We start from the raw sequence: 20,464 nt of genomic DNA, 5'->3' as shown, positions 1-20,464 counted from the left end.
AAAATTCAGTGAGTACGATGTGTCGAGGTTGGGAGGAGAGTACTCCTCCCGGGGTAAAAGCTAAGAGGCCTTACAGGAGAGCTTTTTTTCAGCCACCGTGCGGGTTGCCCACCAGCAGGCGAGAGAACCGAGACTGACCATCGCGGTGCCCTGCCAGAAGGAAATGGACAGCTGCGAATTGAGCATAAACGCCGCCAGAACCGCAGAGATAATCGGAATAAAGTAGGATGCCGCCGCCAGAATGGTGACGTTCCCGTGCAGAATACCCACGTTCCAGGCTGCGTAACCGAAGCCCATCGCCATGGCCGCCAGCGCCAGATTAATCCAGACTTTCGCCGATAAAACAAACTCGGGCTGCGGCGACAGCAGGAATTTCACCCACAGGGTTAGCGCGGTTAAAATAAAGAACAGCGTAATGCCGTTGCTGCCCTGCGCAATTCTTTTCGTTACCACACAATAGATTGCCCAAATAATCGCGCCGCTAAAGGCCAGTCCGTAGCTGAGTGGGTTATCCATTATATTACTGGCCATTTCGCTCAGAGAGAATCCGCTGTCGCCACCTAACACGCGGCAAATTCCCATGACTGAAATAATAACCCCAGGAATAATTAACAGGCTGGTTTTCTGTCGGTTAACAATAACCGATAAAACAATGGTCATGCTGGGCCACAGATAATTCACCATACCGACTTCAATTGCCTGGCGGCCGGAGTGGGTGAACCCGAGCGACAGCGACAGGCACAGCTCGTAGCAAACAAACAGCACGCTGCCGATAATCAGATAGCTGCGTGGAAACTTGCGGATGTTGGGGAAGCCGATGGTGAACAGCAGCAGCACGGCGCTGCAGGTGTAAATTAGCGCTGCGCCGCCAATCGCACCAAATCCTTCACTGACGCTCTTAATCAATCCCACAATCGCGCTCCAAAGCAGGATGGCAATCAATCCTGTGAGCGTCGCTTTGTTCTGGGGCATAGCCTTCTACCTCTGTTTACGGTGTTCGCCAGCGAACCGGACGGATATCTGTTAAAACTTGGTTAAATGCAGCATCAAAATTATGCTTCCTGAGCGAGGCTGTAAATATGCCAGATAGCGTAATAATCTCATAATGTGATCGTTATCGGAAATCATGTAGAAAATTTTTCCTGGTTGAAAATAGTTTTAATTTACTGATTCTTAACATTTTAAAAAAAATTAATTTGTATGAACGTACCATTCATGCGAATTTTTTTTGTATTTTACTCGTATACAAAAAATCCCCCTTCATTGACCTGTCAAACCGGGCTGTGCAAATTGTTAACAAACGTCGCCATTTTCTGCCGCAAAGCGGGTGATTTTGGTCCTGATTTTCCCTCTGGAGGTTAACGTGTTGACATTTGATGGTATCTTCACCCCGGCTATCACCCCTTACGCCGCCGATGGCAGCATTGATTTTGCTCGCTTTGCCGACGTGCTGGAGTCGCTGATTGAAGCCCGCGTGCACGGCATTATCATCGGCGGTTCCACCGGTGAATACTACGCGCAAACTACCGAAGAGCGCCTGGCGCTGGTGGAACATGCCCGCAAGGTGATTGGCAACCGCCTGCCGCTGGTGGTGGGGACGGGAGCTATCCGCACGGAAGATGCCGTTGCTTTTGCACAGCACGCCCGCGAACACAAGGCCGACGCCATTCTGGTGACCTCGCCGCCTTACGCGCTGCCAACCGAACTGGAAAATGCCCACCACGCGCTGACCGTGGATAAAGCCGCTCAGCTACCTATCATGCTTTACAACTACCCCGGCCGTATGGGTATCAGCATGGGTGAAACCTATTTCACCGAAGTTAGCAAATCGAAAAACGTGGTGGCGATTAAAGAAAGCTCCGGCGATCTGAACAACCTGCATCTGCTGGCTATTAAGTACCCGAACATCGCACTCTCCTGCGGCTGGGACGACCTGGCGCTGGAGTTCTTCGCCTGGGGCGCACGCAGCTGGGTTTGCGCTGGATCTAACTTTATTCCACGCGAGCACGTTGCGCTGTACGAAGCCTGTGTCATTGAGAAGGACTTCGCCAAAGGCCGGAAGATCATGGCGGCGATGATGCCGCTGATGAACTTCCTCGACGGCGGTAAGTTCGTGCAGTCCATCAAGTACGGTTGCGATCTGGCCGGTCTGACCGCAGGTCCGGTGCGCGCACCGCTGCTGGCGCTGGATGAAGAAGAGAAAGCGCAGCTGCAGGCTGTGATTGAAGGCGTGAAACGCAACGTCGCAGCGGTTACCGGGTAAGGGGATAGCATGAGCCAGATTCAGACATTAAATGATGTGGCCGCTGTGGTTCAGGGGTTGAAATTTGCCGATAAGGCATTTATCAACGGTCGCTTTGTGGCGGCAGCCTCCGGCAAAACCCTGCCAACCACCAACCCGGCGACCGGCGATAAGCTGGCCGATCTCGCCGCGTGCGATATTACCGACGTGAACAGCGCCGTTGACGCCGCGCGTGCCGCCTTTGACGCCGGAAGCTGGAGCCAGCTGCCGCCGGGCGAGCGTAAAGCGGTGCTGCTGAAACTGGCGGCACTGATGGAGCAGGAAGTCACCGAGCTGGCGGTGCTGGAAAGCCTCGACAGCGGCAAACCGGTGAGCGAATGCCTGGCGGTAGACGTGCCGGAAACCATTCACATTATTAAGTGGTACGCGGAAGCGATCGATAAGCTCTACGACCACACCGCCCCGGTGGGTAACGGCGCGATGGCGCTGGTGGTGCGTGAGCCAATTGGCGTGGTGGGCTGCGTGCTGCCGTGGAACTTCCCGCTGCTGATGCTGGCGTGGAAAATCGGCCCGGCGCTGGCGGCAGGCTGCTCGGTGGTGGTGAAACCGGCCGAACAGACTTCGCTGACCTCGCTGCGCGTGGCGGAACTGGCCTTTGAGGCGGGCGTACCGGCTGGCGTACTGAACATTGTTACCGGCACCGGCAAGGACGTGGGCGAGCCGATTGGCCTGCATGCGGATATCGATATGGTGAGCTTTACCGGCTCCACTGCGACCGGCCGCCGTTTCCTGCACTATTCGGCGGACTCTAACCTGAAAAAAGTGGTGCTGGAGTGCGGCGGTAAAAACCCGGCGGTGGTCTTTGATGATGCTGAGGACCTGGCAACCGTGGCCGGACACGTGCTGAACGGCGCGTTCTGGAACATGGGTGAGAACTGCTCTGCCACCTCTCGCCTGCTGGTGCAGGAAGGGGTGAAGGATCGCCTGCTGGCGCTGATCGCCGAGCAGATCGGCAGCTGGCCGATGGGCAACCCGCTCGATCCGGAAAACCGCCTGGGCACGATGATCTCCGCCGATCACTTCAGCAAGGTCAGCGGTTATCTGGAAACGGCACGCCAGGAAGGGCTGCGCATTGTGCAGGGCGGCGACACCGAGAACGGCATTTACGTCCAGCCGACCGTGATCGACGGCGTGACGCCGCAGAGCGCGCTGTTCCGCGAAGAGATCTTCGGGCCGGTACTGTGCATCACCACCTTTAAAACCGAAGCCGAAGCGATTGCGCTGGCCAACGACACCCCTTACGGGCTGGCGGCATCGGTCTATACCGGCAAGCTGAACCGCGCTATCCGCGTCTCCCGCGCCGTGCGTGCCGGTACGGTCACTGTGAACTGCTTCGGTGAAGGCGACGCCACCACGCCGTTTGGCGGCTACAAGCAGTCCGGCTTCGGCGGGCGTGATAAATCCGCCTTCGCGCTGGATCAGTACACCGAGCTGAAAACCATCTGGATTGATGTACCGGGTGCCGACAGCTAAGTCTTAGCTTTGCCCCTCCGCTGTCCGCTATTCCCGGCGGGCAGCGCTTACTTTGCTAACATTCCCAGTCCTGAGAGGGCAGGGTGTACCGCTTTTCCCGCCAGAATCGCTCTACTCTAGTGTTAAAATTGCCTCGCGAAGAATTTCGTTACCTGTTGATAATACGTAAGTCTTGGCTAATTGATGAAAGTGTTATGTCGATCCAGGTATCGCATGAAATATTTGAATTATTTTTGCTGTATACGCACTTTTTCTGTAGGTTAATCGGCATGGGATAGCGCGTTTCTCGCGCAAACATTGAAGATGATGGCGTTCAGGAGGCAACATTGAGATCGGGTAAAGCTGCACTATATGAGGATTTAAAACGTCTCATTTTAACCATGGAACTCGATCCCGACGAGCTGCTGGATGAAGCCAGCCTGACGGCACAGTACGGTTTATCGCGCACGCCGGTAAGAGAAGTCTTCCAGCGGCTGGCAGGTGAAGGCTATCTGGAAATCGTCGAAAAACGCGGCGTGCGGGTGATCCCAATGAGCCACTCCAGCCTGCGCAATTTCTTCCTCGTTGCCCCCATGATCTATGCCGCCACGGGTCGCCTGGCGGTGCAGAACTATAAGCCCTCGCAGATGAAGGCGCTGAAGGAAACGCAGAAGCGCTTCCGCAAAGCGGTGCAAACCCGCGATGCCGAAGCGCTGGCGCTGGAAAATAACCGCTTCCATGAAATCATGGGCGAGATGGCGGCCAACCCCTATCTGCAACCGAGCCTTGGCCGCCTGCTCATCGATCACTGCCGTATTGGCCACACCTTCTTCCGCCCGCAGAATGCTGATATGGAACGCCGCCTGCAACTCGCTGCCGAGCACCACGACGCGTTTATCGTCGCCATTGAAGCGCGCGACGAGCAGGCCGTGGTTGACCTGGTGTTCGAGCACTGGGAGCTTTCCCGCGAGAATATGGAAATCTTTATTGCGCCGCAGGGGCTGAAGGCGGATTTCTGATTTACCCTTGCGGTACTTCTACTTCGGCCGTCGTCAACGAAATGCCTTCCGCCCTCAGCCCACTGGCGATGTCTGCGGGTAGGTGGTTGTCGGTGATGATGGTTGAAAATGCCGCAAGCGGCGCCACGCTGTAGAGCGACCAGGCATGATATTTTCCGCTGTCCGCCAGCAAAATCTTCTGGCGTGCATTGGCGATAACACTTTGTTTAAGCTTGGCTTTGTCTTCCGTTGGCGTGGTAACTCCTTTCTCAAGGCTCCATGAGTTACAGCTCATAAACGCAACATCGGGATAGACGCTCTGCAGCAGTAAGCAGCCGTGCGGTCCGGTGCACGACTGGCTACTGTCATCAATTCGCCCACCAATAATGCTGACCTCAATATTCTTAAAGGCGGACAGGAATAGCGCGATATGCAGATCAACGGTGATCACCCGCAGAGAGAGGTGGGTAATTCTACGCGCCAGCTCCATCATGGTCGTACCGGCATCAAGCACGACTGCATCGCCATCTCGAATAAGCTGCGCAGCCTGCGCGGCAATCGAGAGCTTTTCAGCATGATTGATGGCCAGTTTTTCATAGGTAGTCGGCTGGCTGGTAATGGGCCGATTAAAGACAACCCCCCCATGAACGCGGGATATCGTTCCGACATTATCAAGCTTGATCAGGTCGCGTCGAATCGTTGCCGGCGAGGAGCCGATAAACTCAACCAGCTGTTCTACCGTCACCAGATTATGGCCGCGAATAAATTCGACAATGCGTTCCAGGCGATCTTGTCCTTTAATCATAGATACTTAAGCCAGCTTCATCGCAAGTTGGATAGAGGCTATCATGCTCTCAGGTTTCGCTTTTCCTGTCCATGCGATATCAAAGGCCGTACCGTGATCGCATGAGGTTCGCAGAAACGGCAGGCCGGCGGTAATGTTGATGCCATCGTAAAAACCCAGCAGCTTTAGTGGAATGTGGCCCTGATCGTGATACATGGCCACGACCATATCGTATTTGCCTTCATATGCCTGTAAAAACACGGTGTCCGGCGGGCAGGGACCGGAGACATCAACGCCTTTTTTCTGCATTACGGAAATAGCTGGTGCAACGATCTCGATCTCTTCCGTGCCGAAAAGCCCGTTTTCTCCTGCGTGGGGGTTTACTCCTGCCACCGCAATTCGGGGGCGCGTAATGCCAACGCGTTTAAGAAACTCATCGGCAATATTGACAACTGTTTCAATACGTTGCTGGTTAAGCGTATCTAAAAACTTCCTCAACGCAATATGGGTCGTTACGTGAATGACTTTTAGCCTGTCGGTGTAAAGCACCATGGCGTAGTCTTTGCTTCCGGTCAGGGTGGCCAGGAGTTCGGTATGGCCAGGATACATATGCCCCGCAAGGTGCAGCGCTTCCTTGTTAAGAGGAGCGGTGGCAATGGCCTGCACGTCGTGGCTCATGGCCAGCTCAGTCGCGCGTTTAATGCAGCGGAAAGCCAGGTCGCCAGCCTGGTCCTGCACCTCACCCGCAATCAGCGTGTCGGGTGATGCTGCGGGTTCATCAATCACGTGAATAACGCCTGACTCAAAGCATGCATCACTCACTTTTGCGATTGAACGAAAATGGGCCGTCGGAACGATTCCCAGACGCTGCTGACGCTGAAACGTGCGGAGGCAGCCGACGACAACAATCGGTGCGCCGTTCAGTTTTGGAGCCATTAAAGATTTTACGATAATTTCCGGGCCAATTCCGGCCGCATCACCCATTGTGACGGCGATAACATGTTTATTCACTATACATTTCCTCGATAAATTCCAGAGCGTTCTGGAGGGTATTGTCAGCACCGAATCCGCCAGCCTTAGTGATAACGGGCAGGTCTTCAATCTCGCTATTGATAAAGGTTCCCCACGGAATACAGGGGGCGACCTCCCCCTGAATACGATAGCCTGTGGCTCCCAGCGCCTGCGCCACTGAAGTGGCGATATCCCCACCGGTCAGGAATAGCGCCCCCACTTTTGCGCCATCAACTATTCGCAACGTCAGTGCGCCGAGTATATGGCTCAGCGTTTCACCCAGTTCGCGCTGGGAGAGATGAAATTCCTGACACAGTGAATGAATATTGTTGCGTTCTTCCAGGGTTCTACAGGTGCGCAAAATGCAGTGTTTACCCGCTGATAAAATGCGGCAGCTGTTATCCACCAGTTCGGAGAGCTGTCGACCGTTGTCGACGCCTAGCAGGCTGCGAACGTCAACGTCCACGACTTCGGCACGATGAGCCTGGCGAACCTGCTCTACCTGATGCCACGTGGCCTCGCTCATCGAGCCTGCCACTACCAGCACGGGTAGCAGTATGCTTTGGGTGCAGTAACGGGATGGCGGTAAAGCGTCGGCCAGACCCGCAGCTCCCACCAACAAAGGGGCTACGCTGAGTGACAGCGCCGCCTTAGCTATTGTGGCAAGATCGTCATGTGTTCGGGCATCGCAGACGACGATACATTCGCCCCGCGCGGGGATCAGCTGCTGCAGATGTTTGCCGAGATTGCCGGATTGCACCTGCAAAAGGCCCACTTCGGAAACCAGACAGTTGCTTTGCGCTTCAATCAGCGTTTTGATCCGTGATGAGATCACCGGAGTTTTCGGATCGCTGGCAAATTCGGTTTCCAGCAGTGGGATGCCGTACACGCAGCATTCACCGTTCTCTGTCGTTCTACCCACGCTGGGAATCGCAGGGGCAACAATGGCGATACGGCGGTTGCCGATTTGCATGGCGGCATCAATTTCTGCACCCAGATTACCGCGCAGAGTAGAGTCGATTTTTTTGTAGAGGATCAACGATGTCAGGGCGATCTGAGCTGCTACGGATTGCATAGCCTCTGCAACCTGACGCCTGGCATCCTGCGCATTTAATCCCCGGCTCTCGGTATTCAGTACCAGTACATCGGTACGTGACGAAGCGCGTACACACCGGTTCATCACGACTTCCGTTCTGGCCCCTTTTTTCGCTAACTGCATGCCCGTATCATTAGCGCCGGTAAAATCATCGGCGATTATCAGCGCTCTCATACATTGGTTTCCTGTTCGGTTCTGCGGTTGCGCCTGGCTACCCATGCGGTTAACAGCGGGGCCAGAATCGCTGTAGTAATGACGGATGTTGCAACCAGCGGCGTCGCGATAGCGGCGACGGAAGCAAAGGAGGGATCGGCCTGGGCGATAGCAAACGGGGTAGCAACGGCATTACCTGCTGTACTGGAGGCTGCTGCGCCAGCCACGCCACTACCGCCTACCAGGCGGTCAACACGAATATTGAAAAATCCGCCCACAAAGGTGGTTATCACGCCGAGGAAAATACCCGCTATCCCACCTTTTAACAGCATATCAAGGTCAATTCCGGCACCAATTGAAAAAGCAAACAGCGGGATGAGTACCGGCCCCCCTCGTGTCAGAAAATCACGCATGTCAGGGTCGATATTGCCAAGGATCATTCCTACCAGAATAGGGATGATGACGGCGACTAATGCCATTAGCGGGATATTGGCCATACCCGCGGCACCCAGTGCGATCATCGTAAATAAAGGGCCATCGCCGAGAGAGAGGATAGAGATGGCCCCTACATCGCGCTCTTTCCCGTACTCGCCAACCAGTGCGGCATACAGGCCACCGTTAGCGTTAGCAAATGCTGCGATGACCGCCAGGCTGCTCAGCCCGAAAATCCCCTGGTTTCCAAAAAAAAATTCGATACCAAAGCCAATCATCACGCCGATAATGACCTTAGTAAAAGTAATGCTGGCGCCCTGTAGCAGCGCCTGAGGAGCGGCTTTGAAACTAATTCCCGCGCCCATACAAAGTAGAAAAGCGCCAATTAAAGGCAGGGTGCCGTGTTTAAATAAAGCAGTAGTAAATCCTCCGATCTCCAGTGCTTTTGGACAAAACGTGTTGAGTAGTGCGGCAATGATCAGAGGGACCAGCATCATACCGCCGGGTATTTTTTCTAATGTTGATTTGATCTTCATGCGGTTGCCTTGTGATTAAGTGAAATTAATTTGATTTTATTTAATCACAACGGGTTTTTAATCGACGCTCGTCACACTTTTAGTACTATTTTTGATTGAACTTAATCTTTTTTCTGCGGGATTTTGAGAGTGGTGATTGAAATTGAGCATTTTAGTATGGTCAATGCGTTTTGAGATGAGGTGTAAGAAAGTCCGCAAGGGTGCGTCAGGAAGGAAATAAGGAACCGCTGCGGTTCCTTATGTTGAAGACGGCCTGGCGGCCAGAAGACGGGATCTTAACAGCTCAGGGCGCGATCTTGTGCCAGCAGGAAGGGGCGCAGATAGGCGACGCTGTTGGATAGAGGAATGACATCATCCGACAGGTGAATGTTTAATTCATCGCGGAGGTAGTCACGGCGGGTGACGATCCTTTCCCACAGCTCAGGATACGCGGTCTGGATTTTATCCTGCAGCGTGCTGTCCGCCAGCGCCACGCTCTCTTCAGCGCTCACGCCGGTATAGCCCGGCACCGAAGGGATAATATCAATCTGCATAATCATGCCGCTTTTTAAGGTTTCCGCCGAGCCGCTGTAAATCGGGGAAGACATCCACTCTTCATCCGCGCTCAGGTGCCCGGGGTTCAGGTGCCAGCCGTAGCGTTCTTTATCCAGTACTTTTTCAATCAGCGCGTACATCTCGCCGCCCGGCATACCAATACGGATCTGTTCAAGCCAGGTGGCGACGGCAGCAAAATAGGGCTTCGCCACTCTGTCCAGATAGTCTTTCTGGTTCGCCGGCAGTTCACTTTCATCCGCCACGGCGAATCCCGTCCGGCTGGACAGCCCGCCTTTAAATCCCGCCGTCAGGGAGACGGGCTGACCGCGTTCAACCTGCTTATCGGTCGGGAAAAAGTTAGCCTTATCAAAACGCTGGCCGGTAGCGGCAATGGTGACAACGGTCGGATACTGCCCCTCTGCCGACAGATAGTTGCCCAGTTCCGTTTCACGGATGCCGGGCGCAACGGCGTTCATCGCATTGAGGATGCAGTTGGAGGCCAGATTCGCACCGTATTCATAGTGGGCGATCTCATTTTCATTATTGGTGGTGCGGGCACCGCTGTCGCCACGAATGAACAGATGTGCGGCATTTTCCAGCGCCGAGGCGGCAGGCAGCGTGCTTCTGACGGCATCGACAATAAAGCTCGGTAAATCAAACAGCTTTTTATTGTTGCCGTAGGCGGAAGTAAACATCTTCCAGCCAACCAGCCCCAGTTTAGTAAACGCGTGTAGGCCGATGTCCATAAACAGCCGCTCAAGGCTGACTTCATTATCCATCGGCTGGTTAGGCAGCGAGAAGAACGGGCAGTGCTTCAGCGTGACCGGAATGCGGGAATAGCTGGCCATTTTGAGGTTTTCATTGCCCAGAATCACCGTGGCCTTACCGCTCTGTTCTAACAGCAGCAGGCCTTCTTCAAAGCGGGGGAAAAATCCCGTGAGATACTCAAAGTTACCCCCGTGCTCCTTATCCGCATAGATCAGGATGGCGTCAAAGCCTTCATCCTTCATGCGGGCCAGAACTTTGTTTTTACGTTCCAGCATCGTTGCATCACTCAACGGAACGGGAACCACGTCAGTGAACTGGCGGGGAGACGCTGTGGCTTTCAGCTGGATAACTTTAGTATTCATAATTAACCTCACGTTAACGTAGTAGTCAGAATGAGTTCGACGTCATGTTCCTTTAACGCCTTCATAAAATTGTCGTCGGGACGACTGTCCGTAATCAGTACATCTATCTGCGAGAGATCGCAGACTTTAAAAAATCCGGTGGTATTAATTTTGGTGTGATCGGCCAGGGCAATAACTTTGGTTCCCTGTAAGACCATCTGCCTTTTCACCAGTCCTTCTTCTTCGGTATGAATGAAAACGCCTTTTTCAGAGATGGCGAAAATGCCCAGCAGCACGTAATCAACGTGATACTCAGCGAGCTTCTGAATGGTTTCCCCGCCGAATAAAAACAGCTGCTCTTTGTGCAGGGTGCCCGGCAGCAGTTTGACCTCGCAGGCCTTATTTTTTGCCAGCTGGCTGGCATTGGTCAGCGAGTTGGTAATCGCCCGCACCGGCCTGTCGCCGAGTTGACGAATGACCGACTCCACCGTGGTCGAGGCATCAAAAATCACGCTGGTGTTGTCGTTAATCAGGCGGGCGGCCTGCTCGGCAATGCTTTCTTTAACCGGGTTCAGCGTGCCTGAACGCGCTTTGTAATCAAAAATCAGGGCGTCGCGATTATTCACCACCGCGCCACCGTGAGTCCGTTTGATGATGTTGTCCTGTTCAAGCCTGATCAGATCGCGGCGGACGGTGTCTTTGGACACGCCCGTTCTGGCGACCAGCGTTTCGATGGAAACGCTCTTATTTTCCTGAATGATTTTTTTGATCTTCTCTAAACGGTCTTCAATCAACATGGCTGACTCCTTGATGCAGGCAGCCTAACACTGCGTGCATTTTTCTGCAATTATTTGATCTGTGTTTAAACATTTAACGCATATTATTGCATTTCGATGCAGTGCGGATTTATAGTCCATCCTGTCATGGCCAGACTCGATTTCATTTCCGTTTCTCTCAGAGGTTGTGCGACATGGATAATAACGTCTTCAATTTTCTACAAAAAGTGGGTAAATCATTTGTTTTGCCTATTGCGGTGCTTCCTCTGGCAGGCTTGCTGCTGGGCGTCGGCTCAACGCTGATCAATCCTGCACGCAGCACGCTGCTTGATGAGGGCAGTATGCTGTTCCGGCTGGTTGCGGTGCTGACGGACAGCGGCAGTATTCTGTTCGGCAACTTACCACTGCTGTTTGCCGTCGGGGTGGCGCTTGGCCTGGCGAAAAGCAGCAAAGAGGTGGCGGCGCTGTCGGCGCTTATTGCGTATTTTGTGATGAACGCCGCGCTTGCCAGCACCGTCAAAAACTTTCTCGATCTCGATCTGCTGCTCAAAACGCCCGGCCTGATATCGGACTTTATGAGCTTTAAGAACACCATGAACACCAGCGTGCTGGGCGGGGTGATTATCGGTATCGCGGTTGCGGTATTGCACAATCGCTTCTGTAAAATCGTGCTGCCGGACATGCTGGCCTTTTTCTCCGGCGAGCGCTTTATCCCGATCGTTTCCTGCGTGGCGGCTATCGTTATCGGCATCGCGTTTGCCTTTGTCTGGCCGTGGATTGCCGGGGGCATTGCCTCATTGGGCGCAAGCATTGCCCGCATGGGTGAGTTTGGCGTGTTCCTCTACGGGGTGATCCTGCGCGCGCTGATCCCGACCGGGCTGCACCACGTCTTTTATATGCCGTTCTGGCAGACCGCGCTGGGTGGCACCGCCACCGTGGGCGGCGAAGTGGTGGTTGGCGCGCAGAATATCCTGTTTGCCCAGCTCGGCCACGGCGACGTTATCAGCCCTGAAGTGGCGAAATTCTATTCCGGCAACTACATCATTATGATGTTTGGCTTCCCGGCTGCGGCGCTGGCGATGTACCACACGGCGTACAAAGAAAATAAAACCAAAGCCAAAGGCCTGCTGTTTTCCGCATCGATTACCTCATTCCTCACCGGGATCACCGAGCCGCTGGAGTTTTCATTCCTGTTCGCTTCGCCGCTGCTGTACTTCGGGATCCACTGTGTGCTTTCCGGTTTTGCCTTTGCGGTGGTTTACCTGCTTAATGCCGGCGTGGGCTATACCTTCTCGGGCGGATTCTTTGACTTCCTGATTTACGGCGTGATCCCCGGTAACGACCGCACGCACTGGGTCCCCGTGGTGGCGACCGGCGTGGTGTTTGCCTTCCTCTACTACATTACGTTCCGGGTGGCGATTACCCGACTGAAACTGAAAACGCCGGGCCGTGAAGATCGTACGGACGATGTTCGCCTGCATAGCCGCTCGGACTATGTCAGCAGTAAAAAAAGCGATGCCGGTGGTGCTCACCAGGCTCCGACCGCTAAAACTCTCAGCGAACGAAACGCGCAAATCGTTGCCGGACTGGGTGGTCTGGGCAATATCGAAGAGGTGGACAACTGCGCAACACGGTTGCGCGTGACCTTACTTAACGGTGAGAAGGTCGATAAGGCGCTGCTCAGCCAAACGGGGGCGGCCGGTGTGTTTGTGAAAGGGAACAGTGCCCAGGTGATATACGGCCTGAACGTCGGGCATATTAAAACTGAACTCGTTGAATATATGGATGCAATGCAAAAGGAATAACCACGATGCAGATTAGAAAAAGACTGTACCTTGTTTCAGGTGGCACCTACGGCAGGCTGGGCAACGCCTACGCCGTGGAGCACAGCCAGGGCTTTATCCTGATTGACTGCAGCGTTCCCGGCGCGCGGGAGACTATCCTGGCGAATCTCCGGCACTGGGACATCAGCGAAGATCGCATCACTCATGTCCTGATGACGCATGGCCACGACGATCACGCAGGCTGCGCCGCGTGGTTTCAGCAGAAAGGGGCGAAAGTGTGTGTGGGGGCGGCGGATGCGCAGATGCTGATTGACGGCCATCTGGGCCTGAACAGCCCGCAGACTAACCACGTGATGCCGCCCTGTACGCCGGACCAGACCTTTGACCGCGATACGGTGCTGCAAATCGGCGACCTGACCATCCAGGTTTACCTGGCCCCGGGCCATACCGACGGCAGCGTGCTGTACTATCTGACGCTGGGCGAGGACCGCGTGCTGTTCAGCGGCGACATGTTCTACCCGGACGGCGAAACCGGCGCGGCCGCCTTTACCGGCTGGAAAGGCGACATGACCTACAGCGGTGAAAAGCTGGGGGAAAGCTTTGCCAGGCTGTGGCTGCTGAACCTGAAGCCAACCGTGGTCATTGGTGGACACGGCATTCCCCGCATAGGCAGCGATGCGCATGACTGCATCAGAACGGCTTATAAATACTGGATGCTGAATAATCGGTAGGTGGGAGGGGCAGGCAGGGTTGAACGTTGATAGATTTACGCTTTAACTGACTCTGGATAACGCCTATTATCAGACATTCCTTAAAGATAGCTGATGGAAGGATTCAGATGACGTTTGAAGGCAAGAAGAAAAAGGCAATCGCGCTGCTGGAGGAAAAAAAGATGTGGCGGAGCAATTATGCGCCACCTATCCTGCGCTTGTGCTGGATGCTTGGGGGTAAAGTACCGCCCCCACCGTTTGCCCCTTTCTGGCTGAATACGTTGCTCTATACCGCCTGGTTCGGTCCTCTGTGGGGCGTTATTATGTGGTTTAGTCACTGGCAACATCAGCATTTCAGCGTGTTGCGCGCGGTGTCTACCTCCCTCTTGACCGGTTTGCTGTTTGGTATATCCATGGCGCTATTCCATTACTGGGGCAGGTGGAAAAACAAGCTGCCTGACTGGAAAAGCCTTTGATTGAGCTGGGTTATAAACGACAGAAAAAATGATTTAGAGAAAAACGATCCCCAGGGGTTACCTGGGGATTTTAGTAGGTTCGATAACAGAGCATTTCGCAGTGAAGGGTGGGGTGGGGGCTCTGGGAAGATTACAGACACAAAAAAATACCGCAAAGCTTTCTGTAAGCATCCCGCTAAAACGGCCCATTCACTTTTAGAGATCTTCCGACATACTGACTATGTCCGCTGAGGAGATCGCTATGCGTAAGATCCGATTCACTGAGCAACAGATCATTGCCGTTCTGAAATCCGTCGAAGCTGGCAGGGCCGTCAAAGATGTGTGCCGCGAAGCTGGAATATCCGAAGCCAGCTACTACCACTGGAAGGCGAAATATGGCGGGATGCTTACACCGTAACGAGTAGCCTCTAACAAATCCCAGTAGACTTCAATAGACACAAAAAAGCCCGCAAAGCTTTCACCTTGCGGGCTTTCAGGACTTCGGCGGACAATTCTGGTATCGCCGCTGAAGAATTTTGGGCTGGCGTCCCTGTAATCCATACTTTAATACTTTGATTATTAGATATATTAATTATTTGTATTTTACATTAAGGTGCAATAGAGGGATAAAAAAAGTATTGTGGCTAAAAATCAGTCACATTTTGAATGTCATGACTAGCGGTGAGGAGTTGAACTCATGAGTTCAACTTCCGAAGGGGATTGAATGACTGTCAATTTAAAATAGTCAACTAAAAAAGCACTTTTTGCTAAAAAAATTGTTGATCGTCATAAGCGATATTCGAATAATAGCTTCTGTCGAAAAACAATGGGAGAGATAAATGAAAGAAAAAAACAACTTTATACGTCTACCTGAAGTTCTGGAAAGAACAGGATTTTGTAAAGCTTGGATTTATCGTTTGATTAGTCGTGACGAATTCCCTTCACCTATAAAAATCGGTGATCGTGCAATCGGGTTCGTCGAAAGTGAAATAGATGCGTGGATTGATGAAAAGATTTATTTCTCAAGAAATAAAGCCGCCTGAATGTTATTACATGCTTTTTGATTTATTCCTGACGGGATTAGTCATTAAAAGTAGAAAATCTCTCAAAATCGCGGATAGAGCGTTTTAGAGCCACATATGAAAAATATCATTTATTTAAAATAAAAGACTGGTTTTTGAACTGGTCTTTTTTATTTTTATCTAATCGTGTTTTTGAAATATTTTTGATTTTATCTATTGACTGATATTATATATAGATTTATATAATATAAAGATACAGAATATTAAAAACTCTTCGCCGACTTTTAACTCATGTTAAATACCACTTCCAGAAGATTTTAATCTTTAATAAAGCAATAACGCTAATCCTGTGTATCGGGTATAAGAATGAAGGTTCCTCAAGTGTTTGGCAATTATTATGTTATTGTGGCAGTGCCGGATGACGCGTAGCTGCCAACCTGAATCGCACAATCTAAAAAATTTACAGACGGTAGTATAGGCTCTTTAGTAAAACGAGAGTTGTTTGAAAGTTTCATGATTTGTGTTTGCGCGGGTCGTGGGGGAAATATCAGGATGGAAATGTTCTGAATATTTTCAAGGCGCAATGAGCATCTCCTATCTCTCTATTTTAGCCTTTTTGGCGTGGGGGGTAGGGGGGGAATGCTTAAAGAAAAACTATTTCCTCCTTCGGAGGAAAACTACTACGGCTGAAAGCCGCCCCGCTAAAACACAAACCCCAAAACCTTAAAACCAAAAACTTTTAAATTAATTAATTAGTACTACTAGTACAAAAGTTTTTTAATAAAAATAAATATAAAACCACAAATAAAAAGTAAAGTGCTATTTAATGAAGAGCTAATGGAAATATAAGTGAAGTCAGATCATGGATAAAAGTTAAAGAAGTCGGATTACGCCAACTTCTTTAATAGATAAAATGGTATTCGATTTAGATTAATCTAACAAACCGCGAGAAGTTTTACCAGCCGTTTGTCTAAAGGTATAGCGTTCAACAACATCACCTTTAAACCAGATCTCAAGATCTTTCATGTGCGCTGTGCTGCTGTTCTTTAATAATGCTAATCCCGGTATGTAATTTGAAATCTGGGATTCACCGGACATAACGGAATACCCCCACATTTCTTTACCATCGTTAGTTTCTTTAGTCTGAGGCTCCCCATAAAAACGAAGGATATCTTGTTGAGTAGTTTTACCCTTGATAATCTTAGATGCTATATTCTGCTGTGTCTCGTCTTTAATAGATTTGTTTCCATAAACGGTACAACTCGCCAAAGGAAGAATAATAAATGCTGCCGCAATCAATCTTTTCATATCAACTCCAAATATAAATTATAAAACATAACAAGGTTATAAAACGTATTTATTAAAAATGAGAAGCCAGCGATCGCAGATCTCTTGATTGGTCGATGATGTTTTGTTTTTCATTGGTAGATTGATTTTCCATGAAGGATTTTTTATATCATCTGTCAGTATAAAAATACCGGAACGCTGATTAGCTAACATTTGTTCATTACTGTTAGCTCCAGCGGACTTTATCATAGAGTTTAGATTATTACCTGTGCTATAAATTTTTCCGGCTTCGGATAGCGTATAATTTATTTCCCTGATGTTGTCGTATTTGAAAGTGCTGTCCTTATCTGTATTGAAAATACGTACTGTGTGTTTTTTAGTATCAATGACTACACCGGTGTTTTGACATTCATATGAGAGGACATCACCATCTAATACCTCTGTGTAAGTATTGAGATATCTTCTTTTTTTAGGGCCAAAGTAAAACAGTTGGCAGAGAATCAGGATAAAAATCACTGCCCAAAAAAGAAAAATAATGTTTTCGGTTTTCATAAAATTTCATTCCTCATAGAGCGATAGTTTTTAGCTTAATCATGAAGATACCAAGGTGATTCGCCCGATCTTCCACGCTCCGAGCATACCATGAGGAGGGCTGCTCTCAAGTAAAATGATCGTTATTAAAGATCAATTATTTAATATTGATAGTTTATAACGATTAAAGAGTGCTTATCGATCGGTGTTTTAATTGTTTTAATCGATCGATAGAGTAGTTATGATAGGTGATAACTATCATTATGTCGATTTTGATCGATATAAACGATACGACGATAGGCGGAAATAAACCAATACTATCAATTGGTTAAAGTGAATATGACTCTAAGTCATTCATTGAGGATAAAAAATGAGCAAAATATTTAGGGCGTTATTGGTCGGTTTCTTCTGTTCTCATATGCTTCACGTTCTTCATTAAATCTCTGTTCAGTTAATGATAATGATTGTTTAGCTGTATGAAGCTTATTTTTAAACTCACTTTTTGACTGTGTTTTGTTATCTTGAGAAAGTTCAGGAACGACAGCGCCGCCCATCAGATAAGCTTTTTTCTTCGCTGCTGCTTCTTTATTTTCTAAATCCTCTAACTCTTCTTTTTGTGCTTCTGTTAAGTGTAGATTCTTATCTACCTTCTCATCGGTTAAATTAATATTTGATGTTGAACCTATAGCTGCTGCTGAACTGCTTTTACTATTATTTTTAGTAGTGTGAACTTTGATTTCATTATCCGCATTAAGATCTGCTTTATTGAGTTCAGATTGAAGATATTCGCCAACTTCGTCGAGTTTATTTTGCGGGTTGTTTTCATTGCCTCCCTGTGTAGCATCTTGCAAAGATGCGGCAGGGGAGGAAGTAGGAGCCAGCGGCGAGGGCTTAAGCTGTTTCTGTTCAATGTGGTTAAGTGCTTTTGCCTCTTGTGATACTTTCACTTCTTTGAGCACGTCAAAGCGTGCTTGTCGCTCTGGATTGCGGCTATGGCCTCTATGGATAGTCGGCGGTCTGTCTAAGCTGATAGACTGCGCCTCTTGCTCAACCGTTCTGAGAGGGGGGAGGATAGCGTCAAGCTCTGTTTTTTGTTCTTTCAATGAACGATGATCAATACGCGCATCGATGCCAGCCTTTTGCATGTGCTCGTTCGCTGTGTCTGCCCAGCTCTTGCGCCATTCTTGTAGCTGCTCTTTGCTGTTCCATTCTCTGACCTTTTGCCCGAACCCTGCACCATCAGGAGTAAGGCGGCGAGTAGTTAGCATTACGTGAAAATGTGGGTTGTCGCTATCGAGCTTGTGAAAAGCTATATCAGCAATCATTCCATTTTTTACAAAATGCTCTTGGCAAAAATCTATTGCTAACGCCTTTTTTTGTTCGTCTGTCATTTCGACAGGAAGCGCAATATTAAACTCGCGTGCTAACTGCGCATCTTTTCTTTTTTCGCTTTTTTCTATCGTGTTCCATAAATATGCAGGTTTTAAAAAATTACGGTCTGCGCTTTCAGGCATTAATATCACACTGTCTGAAATACCTTTCTTTTTGCTATAGTCGTGGATTTCTCCTGTGTGTTCGTCCGTTAACTTTTCGCCGTGGCGATAAGCTGCCGCAGCTACGCTACTATGCCCCTTACTGCGTGTTATTGTTTGAGCACTCATATGAAATATTGCCATTGTTTCTATCTCCTGATATTGAAAGCACATACTTTTTAAAATAAGCAAAATATATTTGCTTTTTTAAAAATCGATTAAGTAATATTGAGCATAAAGCGAATGTTGCTTTTTATTTTTATGCGTTAGTAAACCCCCATTTATGGGGCGCGCACATTCGAAGAATGTATAAGTGCGCTATTGTAGTTTTTAGTAAAACTAAAATAGCCGCCGCACGTGAACCTTTTATCTGAAAGATGCGTTATAAAAACAAAAAAATATATATCGCGCTTTACTTAAATAAATAATTATATTACTTAATATATATAACAGAAATCAAAAAAAATAAAAGAGGTGGAACATGAATGATATTGATAAAAAAATTGAAGTGGCAGCGTCTGATCTTGTTAAGTTGATTATTCAAAAACTACAGGATGAAAATACAGATATTGTTTATAGGACAAGCTTATTTATAACTTACAATCTTCTTTCTCATGAGAATGATTTTACTGTTGTTTATGACACGTTAGGAGGAGCTCTAGAATGATTGGGAATAATGATTACGACTATTATGATAATGAGTATTTGAATGATAACACTGTGGAAATTCCTTTGAGTTGTGAAGATTATGAATATAGAGAAGACTATTTAAAAGAAAAAGATTTTGAAAAAAGGTCTGTTTTACAGAATATGATTGAGTATAAAAACGAAAGCATATTGTTCGGAAATCTCTATGAGATGTCCGGCGTGATCGGATTTTCATTAGTGTTATTGGTAGGGTTTATTTTAACTTTACCAATTTTATTGATCAGTGGGTTGATTGCTTTTTTTATTACGATAAAAGAAAAGAGAGGTTCAAAAAATGGCGTTTAATATAGAGAAATATAATAAAGTAAAAAAAGAAATTGAGCAAAGAGCAAACTTATTGAATAGAATGGAGCAAGAAATGAAGGCAGAAGAAAGGAAAAAAGATGCGACACGTAAAATAAAAGTCGGCGCTGAACTAATAAGAATAGTTAGAGAGAATAACATCGAGACATTAGATTTTGCGAATGATATTTCTTTGTTAATAGGAGCATTAACTAATAGTCTAATACTGAAAAGAATACACGATCAGCGTGAGTTCTTAAAAGTTGAAGGCGATAAAAGACTGAATGAATGGAAGCTAAAAAACAACAAGAAAAGGAGTAAAGCAGATGAATAACTTAAGACCTAACCCGAACCCTCGAAAAGAGGGGGCGGCGGATATGATGAACCGCTTAAACTTCTATGATACGTCTTTTACTTGCTTACATTTTTTAATGATAGATTTTGATAATGATATGCAAGAAATGAAAAGAAAAAAAGATTTTCATCCGCTCCAGCTTTTGAATAAGCATAATAGAGCAAGCTTGGATTTAGAAGTGCGAAATATTATTAGAATATCACTTGTTAGTAAAATGTTAAATATTCAAAGCGAAGAGCTTTTAAGCGCTGATTTATATTTTCATAAAAAAGATGAGTTAGATATATGTGAAGACGCGCGAATAATAGGTTATGCGTTTAGAGACTTTGTAAAAAAAAGAATAGAAACAGCGATTAAAAACATTGAAGAAGAGAGAAATATATGAGCCTATTATCATTATTAGCAAAAGCAAAACCAGCAATAGATGACGGTGGGGCTAGTTTTATGGGGCCAGCGATGGGTTTTTTTGTTGCTGCTTTCTTAGTTGCTATTATTGCTTCTGTTGTTTCAAGTGCTTTTGCTTCTGCTAGAAACATCTGCTGATGTAAGTATAAGCAACGCAAAAAAATATCATGTAGCATTAATAAAAGAACAATATAGAAGGAAAGGCGGGGG

The 20,464-nt window shown here is 48.6% G+C and carries 22 protein-coding genes and 1 pseudogene; 13 read left to right on the top strand and 10 right to left on the bottom strand.

Annotated elements, in window-relative coordinates:
• Positions 1-60: 60 nt before the first annotated feature.
• Positions 61-972 (bottom strand): aromatic amino acid DMT transporter YddG, encoded by a 912-nt coding sequence (yddG, locus tag IBT46_RS10710; RefSeq protein ID WP_200545649.1) that lies wholly within the window; start codon positions 970-972, stop codon positions 61-63.
• Between the two features lie 391 nt (positions 973-1,363).
• Between yddG and IBT46_RS10705 the strand changes: the two genes are divergently transcribed.
• From IBT46_RS10705 to IBT46_RS10695, 3 genes are all read left to right on the top strand, one after another.
• Complete coding sequence (locus IBT46_RS10705) at positions 1,364-2,263, top strand: dihydrodipicolinate synthase family protein (protein WP_200545648.1); 900 nt, start codon at positions 1,364-1,366, stop codon at positions 2,261-2,263.
• Between the two features lie 9 nt (positions 2,264-2,272).
• Positions 2,273-3,775 (top strand): aldehyde dehydrogenase, encoded by a 1,503-nt coding sequence (locus IBT46_RS10700; RefSeq protein ID WP_200545647.1) that lies wholly within the window; start codon positions 2,273-2,275, stop codon positions 3,773-3,775.
• A gap of 326 nt (positions 3,776-4,101) precedes the next feature.
• Entirely contained in the window at positions 4,102-4,773 is a 672-nt protein-coding gene (locus IBT46_RS10695) for a GntR family transcriptional regulator (RefSeq protein ID WP_105593164.1), read from the top strand.
• A 1-nt stretch (position 4,774) separates the two neighbouring features.
• Here the strand turns inward: IBT46_RS10695 and IBT46_RS10690 are convergent, their stop codons facing one another.
• From IBT46_RS10690 to IBT46_RS10665, 6 genes are all read right to left on the bottom strand, one after another.
• Positions 4,775-5,554, bottom strand: a complete 780-nt coding sequence (locus IBT46_RS10690; RefSeq protein WP_200545683.1) for a DeoR/GlpR family DNA-binding transcription regulator — start codon at positions 5,552-5,554, stop codon at positions 4,775-4,777.
• Positions 5,555-5,563: 9 nt separating this feature from the next.
• Positions 5,564-6,550 (bottom strand): D-threonate 4-phosphate dehydrogenase, encoded by a 987-nt coding sequence (locus IBT46_RS10685; protein ID WP_200545682.1) that lies wholly within the window; start codon positions 6,548-6,550, stop codon positions 5,564-5,566.
• Positions 6,540-7,817 carry a four-carbon acid sugar kinase family protein gene (locus tag IBT46_RS10680; RefSeq protein ID WP_200545646.1) on the bottom strand — a complete coding sequence of 426 codons (1,278 nt, stop codon included), beginning with the start codon at positions 7,815-7,817 and terminating at the stop codon, positions 6,540-6,542. Before IBT46_RS10680 ends, IBT46_RS10685 begins: the two co-directional genes overlap by 11 nt.
• Positions 7,814-8,764, bottom strand: a complete 951-nt coding sequence (locus IBT46_RS10675; RefSeq protein ID WP_200545645.1) for a 2-keto-3-deoxygluconate permease — start codon at positions 8,762-8,764, stop codon at positions 7,814-7,816. Before IBT46_RS10675 ends, IBT46_RS10680 begins: the two co-directional genes overlap by 4 nt.
• A gap of 275 nt (positions 8,765-9,039) precedes the next feature.
• A complete protein-coding gene (locus IBT46_RS10670) occupies positions 9,040-10,428 on the bottom strand; it encodes a Xaa-Pro peptidase family protein (RefSeq protein ID WP_200545644.1) in 1,389 nt (462 codons plus the stop codon).
• An 8-nt stretch (positions 10,429-10,436) separates the two neighbouring features.
• Positions 10,437-11,204, bottom strand: coding sequence for a DeoR/GlpR family DNA-binding transcription regulator (locus tag IBT46_RS10665; RefSeq protein ID WP_200545643.1), 768 nt, complete (start codon positions 11,202-11,204; stop codon positions 10,437-10,439).
• A 173-nt stretch (positions 11,205-11,377) separates the two neighbouring features.
• Between IBT46_RS10665 and IBT46_RS10660 the strand changes: the two genes are divergently transcribed.
• The 5 genes and pseudogenes from IBT46_RS10660 (at position 11,378) to IBT46_RS10640 (ending at position 15,175) form a co-directional block, all read left to right on the top strand.
• Positions 11,378-12,988, top strand: a complete 1,611-nt coding sequence (locus IBT46_RS10660) for a PTS transporter subunit EIIC (RefSeq protein ID WP_200545642.1) — start codon at positions 11,378-11,380, stop codon at positions 12,986-12,988.
• Between the two features lie 5 nt (positions 12,989-12,993).
• On the top strand, positions 12,994-13,698 hold the full coding sequence (locus IBT46_RS10655) for an MBL fold metallo-hydrolase (RefSeq protein WP_200545641.1): 705 nt from the start codon (positions 12,994-12,996) through the stop codon (positions 13,696-13,698).
• A 107-nt stretch (positions 13,699-13,805) separates the two neighbouring features.
• The gene (locus IBT46_RS10650) at positions 13,806-14,153 is read left to right on the top strand and encodes a DUF6404 family protein (RefSeq protein WP_200545640.1); all 348 of its coding nucleotides are present in this window, start codon (positions 13,806-13,808) and stop codon (positions 14,151-14,153) included.
• 241 nt (positions 14,154-14,394) lie between these two features.
• Positions 14,395-14,538, top strand: a pseudogene (locus IBT46_RS10645) (transposase); the annotation flags it as partial.
• Positions 14,539-14,971: 433 nt separating this feature from the next.
• The gene (locus IBT46_RS10640) at positions 14,972-15,175 is read left to right on the top strand and encodes an AlpA family transcriptional regulator (RefSeq protein WP_048212957.1); all 204 of its coding nucleotides are present in this window, start codon (positions 14,972-14,974) and stop codon (positions 15,173-15,175) included.
• Between the two features lie 909 nt (positions 15,176-16,084).
• On the opposite strand, the gene IBT46_RS10635 is transcribed toward IBT46_RS10640, so the two are convergent.
• The 3 genes from IBT46_RS10635 to mobQ all read right to left on the bottom strand — a co-directional run bounded on the left by IBT46_RS10635 (position 16,085) and on the right by mobQ (position 18,648).
• Complete coding sequence (locus IBT46_RS10635) at positions 16,085-16,462, bottom strand: hypothetical protein (RefSeq protein WP_048212956.1); 378 nt, start codon at positions 16,460-16,462, stop codon at positions 16,085-16,087.
• Between the two features lie 36 nt (positions 16,463-16,498).
• The gene (locus IBT46_RS10630) at positions 16,499-16,993 is read right to left on the bottom strand and encodes a DUF4755 domain-containing protein (RefSeq protein WP_023214636.1); all 495 of its coding nucleotides are present in this window, start codon (positions 16,991-16,993) and stop codon (positions 16,499-16,501) included.
• 362 nt (positions 16,994-17,355) lie between these two features.
• A complete protein-coding gene (gene mobQ / locus IBT46_RS10625) occupies positions 17,356-18,648 on the bottom strand; it encodes a MobQ family relaxase (RefSeq protein ID WP_200545639.1) in 1,293 nt (430 codons plus the stop codon).
• A 337-nt stretch (positions 18,649-18,985) separates the two neighbouring features.
• On the opposite strand from mobQ, the gene IBT46_RS10620 reads away from it, so the two are divergent.
• Genes IBT46_RS10620 through IBT46_RS10600 form a run of 5 tightly spaced genes read left to right on the top strand, consistent with a single transcriptional unit; the run spans position 18,986 to position 20,392 of the window.
• Positions 18,986-19,171, top strand: coding sequence for a hypothetical protein (locus IBT46_RS10620; RefSeq protein WP_048212955.1), 186 nt, complete (start codon positions 18,986-18,988; stop codon positions 19,169-19,171).
• A complete protein-coding gene (locus IBT46_RS10615; protein ID WP_048212954.1) occupies positions 19,168-19,497 on the top strand; it encodes a hypothetical protein in 330 nt (109 codons plus the stop codon). Before IBT46_RS10620 ends, IBT46_RS10615 begins: the two co-directional genes overlap by 4 nt.
• Positions 19,487-19,828 (top strand): hypothetical protein, encoded by a 342-nt coding sequence (locus tag IBT46_RS10610; RefSeq protein WP_048212953.1) that lies wholly within the window; start codon positions 19,487-19,489, stop codon positions 19,826-19,828. The genes IBT46_RS10615 and IBT46_RS10610 overlap by 11 nt, the downstream gene beginning before the upstream one ends.
• A complete protein-coding gene (locus IBT46_RS10605) occupies positions 19,821-20,234 on the top strand; it encodes a hypothetical protein (protein ID WP_200545638.1) in 414 nt (137 codons plus the stop codon). The genes IBT46_RS10610 and IBT46_RS10605 overlap by 8 nt, the downstream gene beginning before the upstream one ends.
• Entirely contained in the window at positions 20,231-20,392 is a 162-nt protein-coding gene (locus tag IBT46_RS10600; RefSeq protein WP_200545637.1) for a hypothetical protein, read from the top strand. The genes IBT46_RS10605 and IBT46_RS10600 overlap by 4 nt, the downstream gene beginning before the upstream one ends.
• The last annotated feature ends 72 nt before the right edge of the window (positions 20,393-20,464 follow it).

Origin of the sequence: Erwinia sp. S38 (assembly GCF_016624545.1) — a bacterium.
In the GTDB taxonomy this organism is placed as follows: Bacteria; Pseudomonadota; Gammaproteobacteria; order Enterobacterales; family Enterobacteriaceae; genus Erwinia; species Erwinia coffeiphila.
Note: the sequence above shows the minus strand (reverse complement) of the source record. Positions and strands in the feature narration are given on the sequence as shown.

Bases quoted from the DNA above. Each gene is read 5' to 3' on its own strand.
- yddG (WP_200545649.1), bottom strand. From the start codon at position 972: ATGCCCCAGAACAAAGCGACGCTCACAGGATTGATTGCCATCCTGCTT.
- IBT46_RS10700 (WP_200545647.1), top strand. From the start codon at position 2,273: ATGAGCCAGATTCAGACATTAAATGATGTGGCCGCTGTGGTTCAGGGG.
- IBT46_RS10680 (WP_200545646.1), bottom strand. From the start codon at position 7,817: ATGAGAGCGCTGATAATCGCCGATGATTTTACCGGCGCTAATGATACG.
- IBT46_RS10675 (WP_200545645.1), bottom strand. From the start codon at position 8,764: ATGAAGATCAAATCAACATTAGAAAAAATACCCGGCGGTATGATGCTG.
- IBT46_RS10670 (WP_200545644.1), bottom strand. From the start codon at position 10,428: ATGAATACTAAAGTTATCCAGCTGAAAGCCACAGCGTCTCCCCGCCAG.
- IBT46_RS10665 (WP_200545643.1), bottom strand. From the start codon at position 11,204: ATGTTGATTGAAGACCGTTTAGAGAAGATCAAAAAAATCATTCAGGAA.
- IBT46_RS10660 (WP_200545642.1), top strand. From the start codon at position 11,378: ATGGATAATAACGTCTTCAATTTTCTACAAAAAGTGGGTAAATCATTT.
- IBT46_RS10655 (WP_200545641.1), top strand. From the start codon at position 12,994: ATGCAGATTAGAAAAAGACTGTACCTTGTTTCAGGTGGCACCTACGGC.
- IBT46_RS10650 (WP_200545640.1), top strand. From the start codon at position 13,806: ATGACGTTTGAAGGCAAGAAGAAAAAGGCAATCGCGCTGCTGGAGGAA.
- IBT46_RS10640 (WP_048212957.1), top strand. From the start codon at position 14,972: ATGAAAGAAAAAAACAACTTTATACGTCTACCTGAAGTTCTGGAAAGA.
- IBT46_RS10635 (WP_048212956.1), bottom strand. From the start codon at position 16,462: ATGAAAAGATTGATTGCGGCAGCATTTATTATTCTTCCTTTGGCGAGT.
- IBT46_RS10630 (WP_023214636.1), bottom strand. From the start codon at position 16,993: ATGAAAACCGAAAACATTATTTTTCTTTTTTGGGCAGTGATTTTTATC.
- mobQ (WP_200545639.1), bottom strand. From the start codon at position 18,648: ATGGCAATATTTCATATGAGTGCTCAAACAATAACACGCAGTAAGGGG.
- IBT46_RS10620 (WP_048212955.1), top strand. From the start codon at position 18,986: ATGAATGATATTGATAAAAAAATTGAAGTGGCAGCGTCTGATCTTGTT.
- IBT46_RS10615 (WP_048212954.1), top strand. From the start codon at position 19,168: ATGATTGGGAATAATGATTACGACTATTATGATAATGAGTATTTGAAT.
- IBT46_RS10610 (WP_048212953.1), top strand. From the start codon at position 19,487: ATGGCGTTTAATATAGAGAAATATAATAAAGTAAAAAAAGAAATTGAG.
- IBT46_RS10605 (WP_200545638.1), top strand. From the start codon at position 19,821: ATGAATAACTTAAGACCTAACCCGAACCCTCGAAAAGAGGGGGCGGCG.
- IBT46_RS10600 (WP_200545637.1), top strand. From the start codon at position 20,231: ATGAGCCTATTATCATTATTAGCAAAAGCAAAACCAGCAATAGATGAC.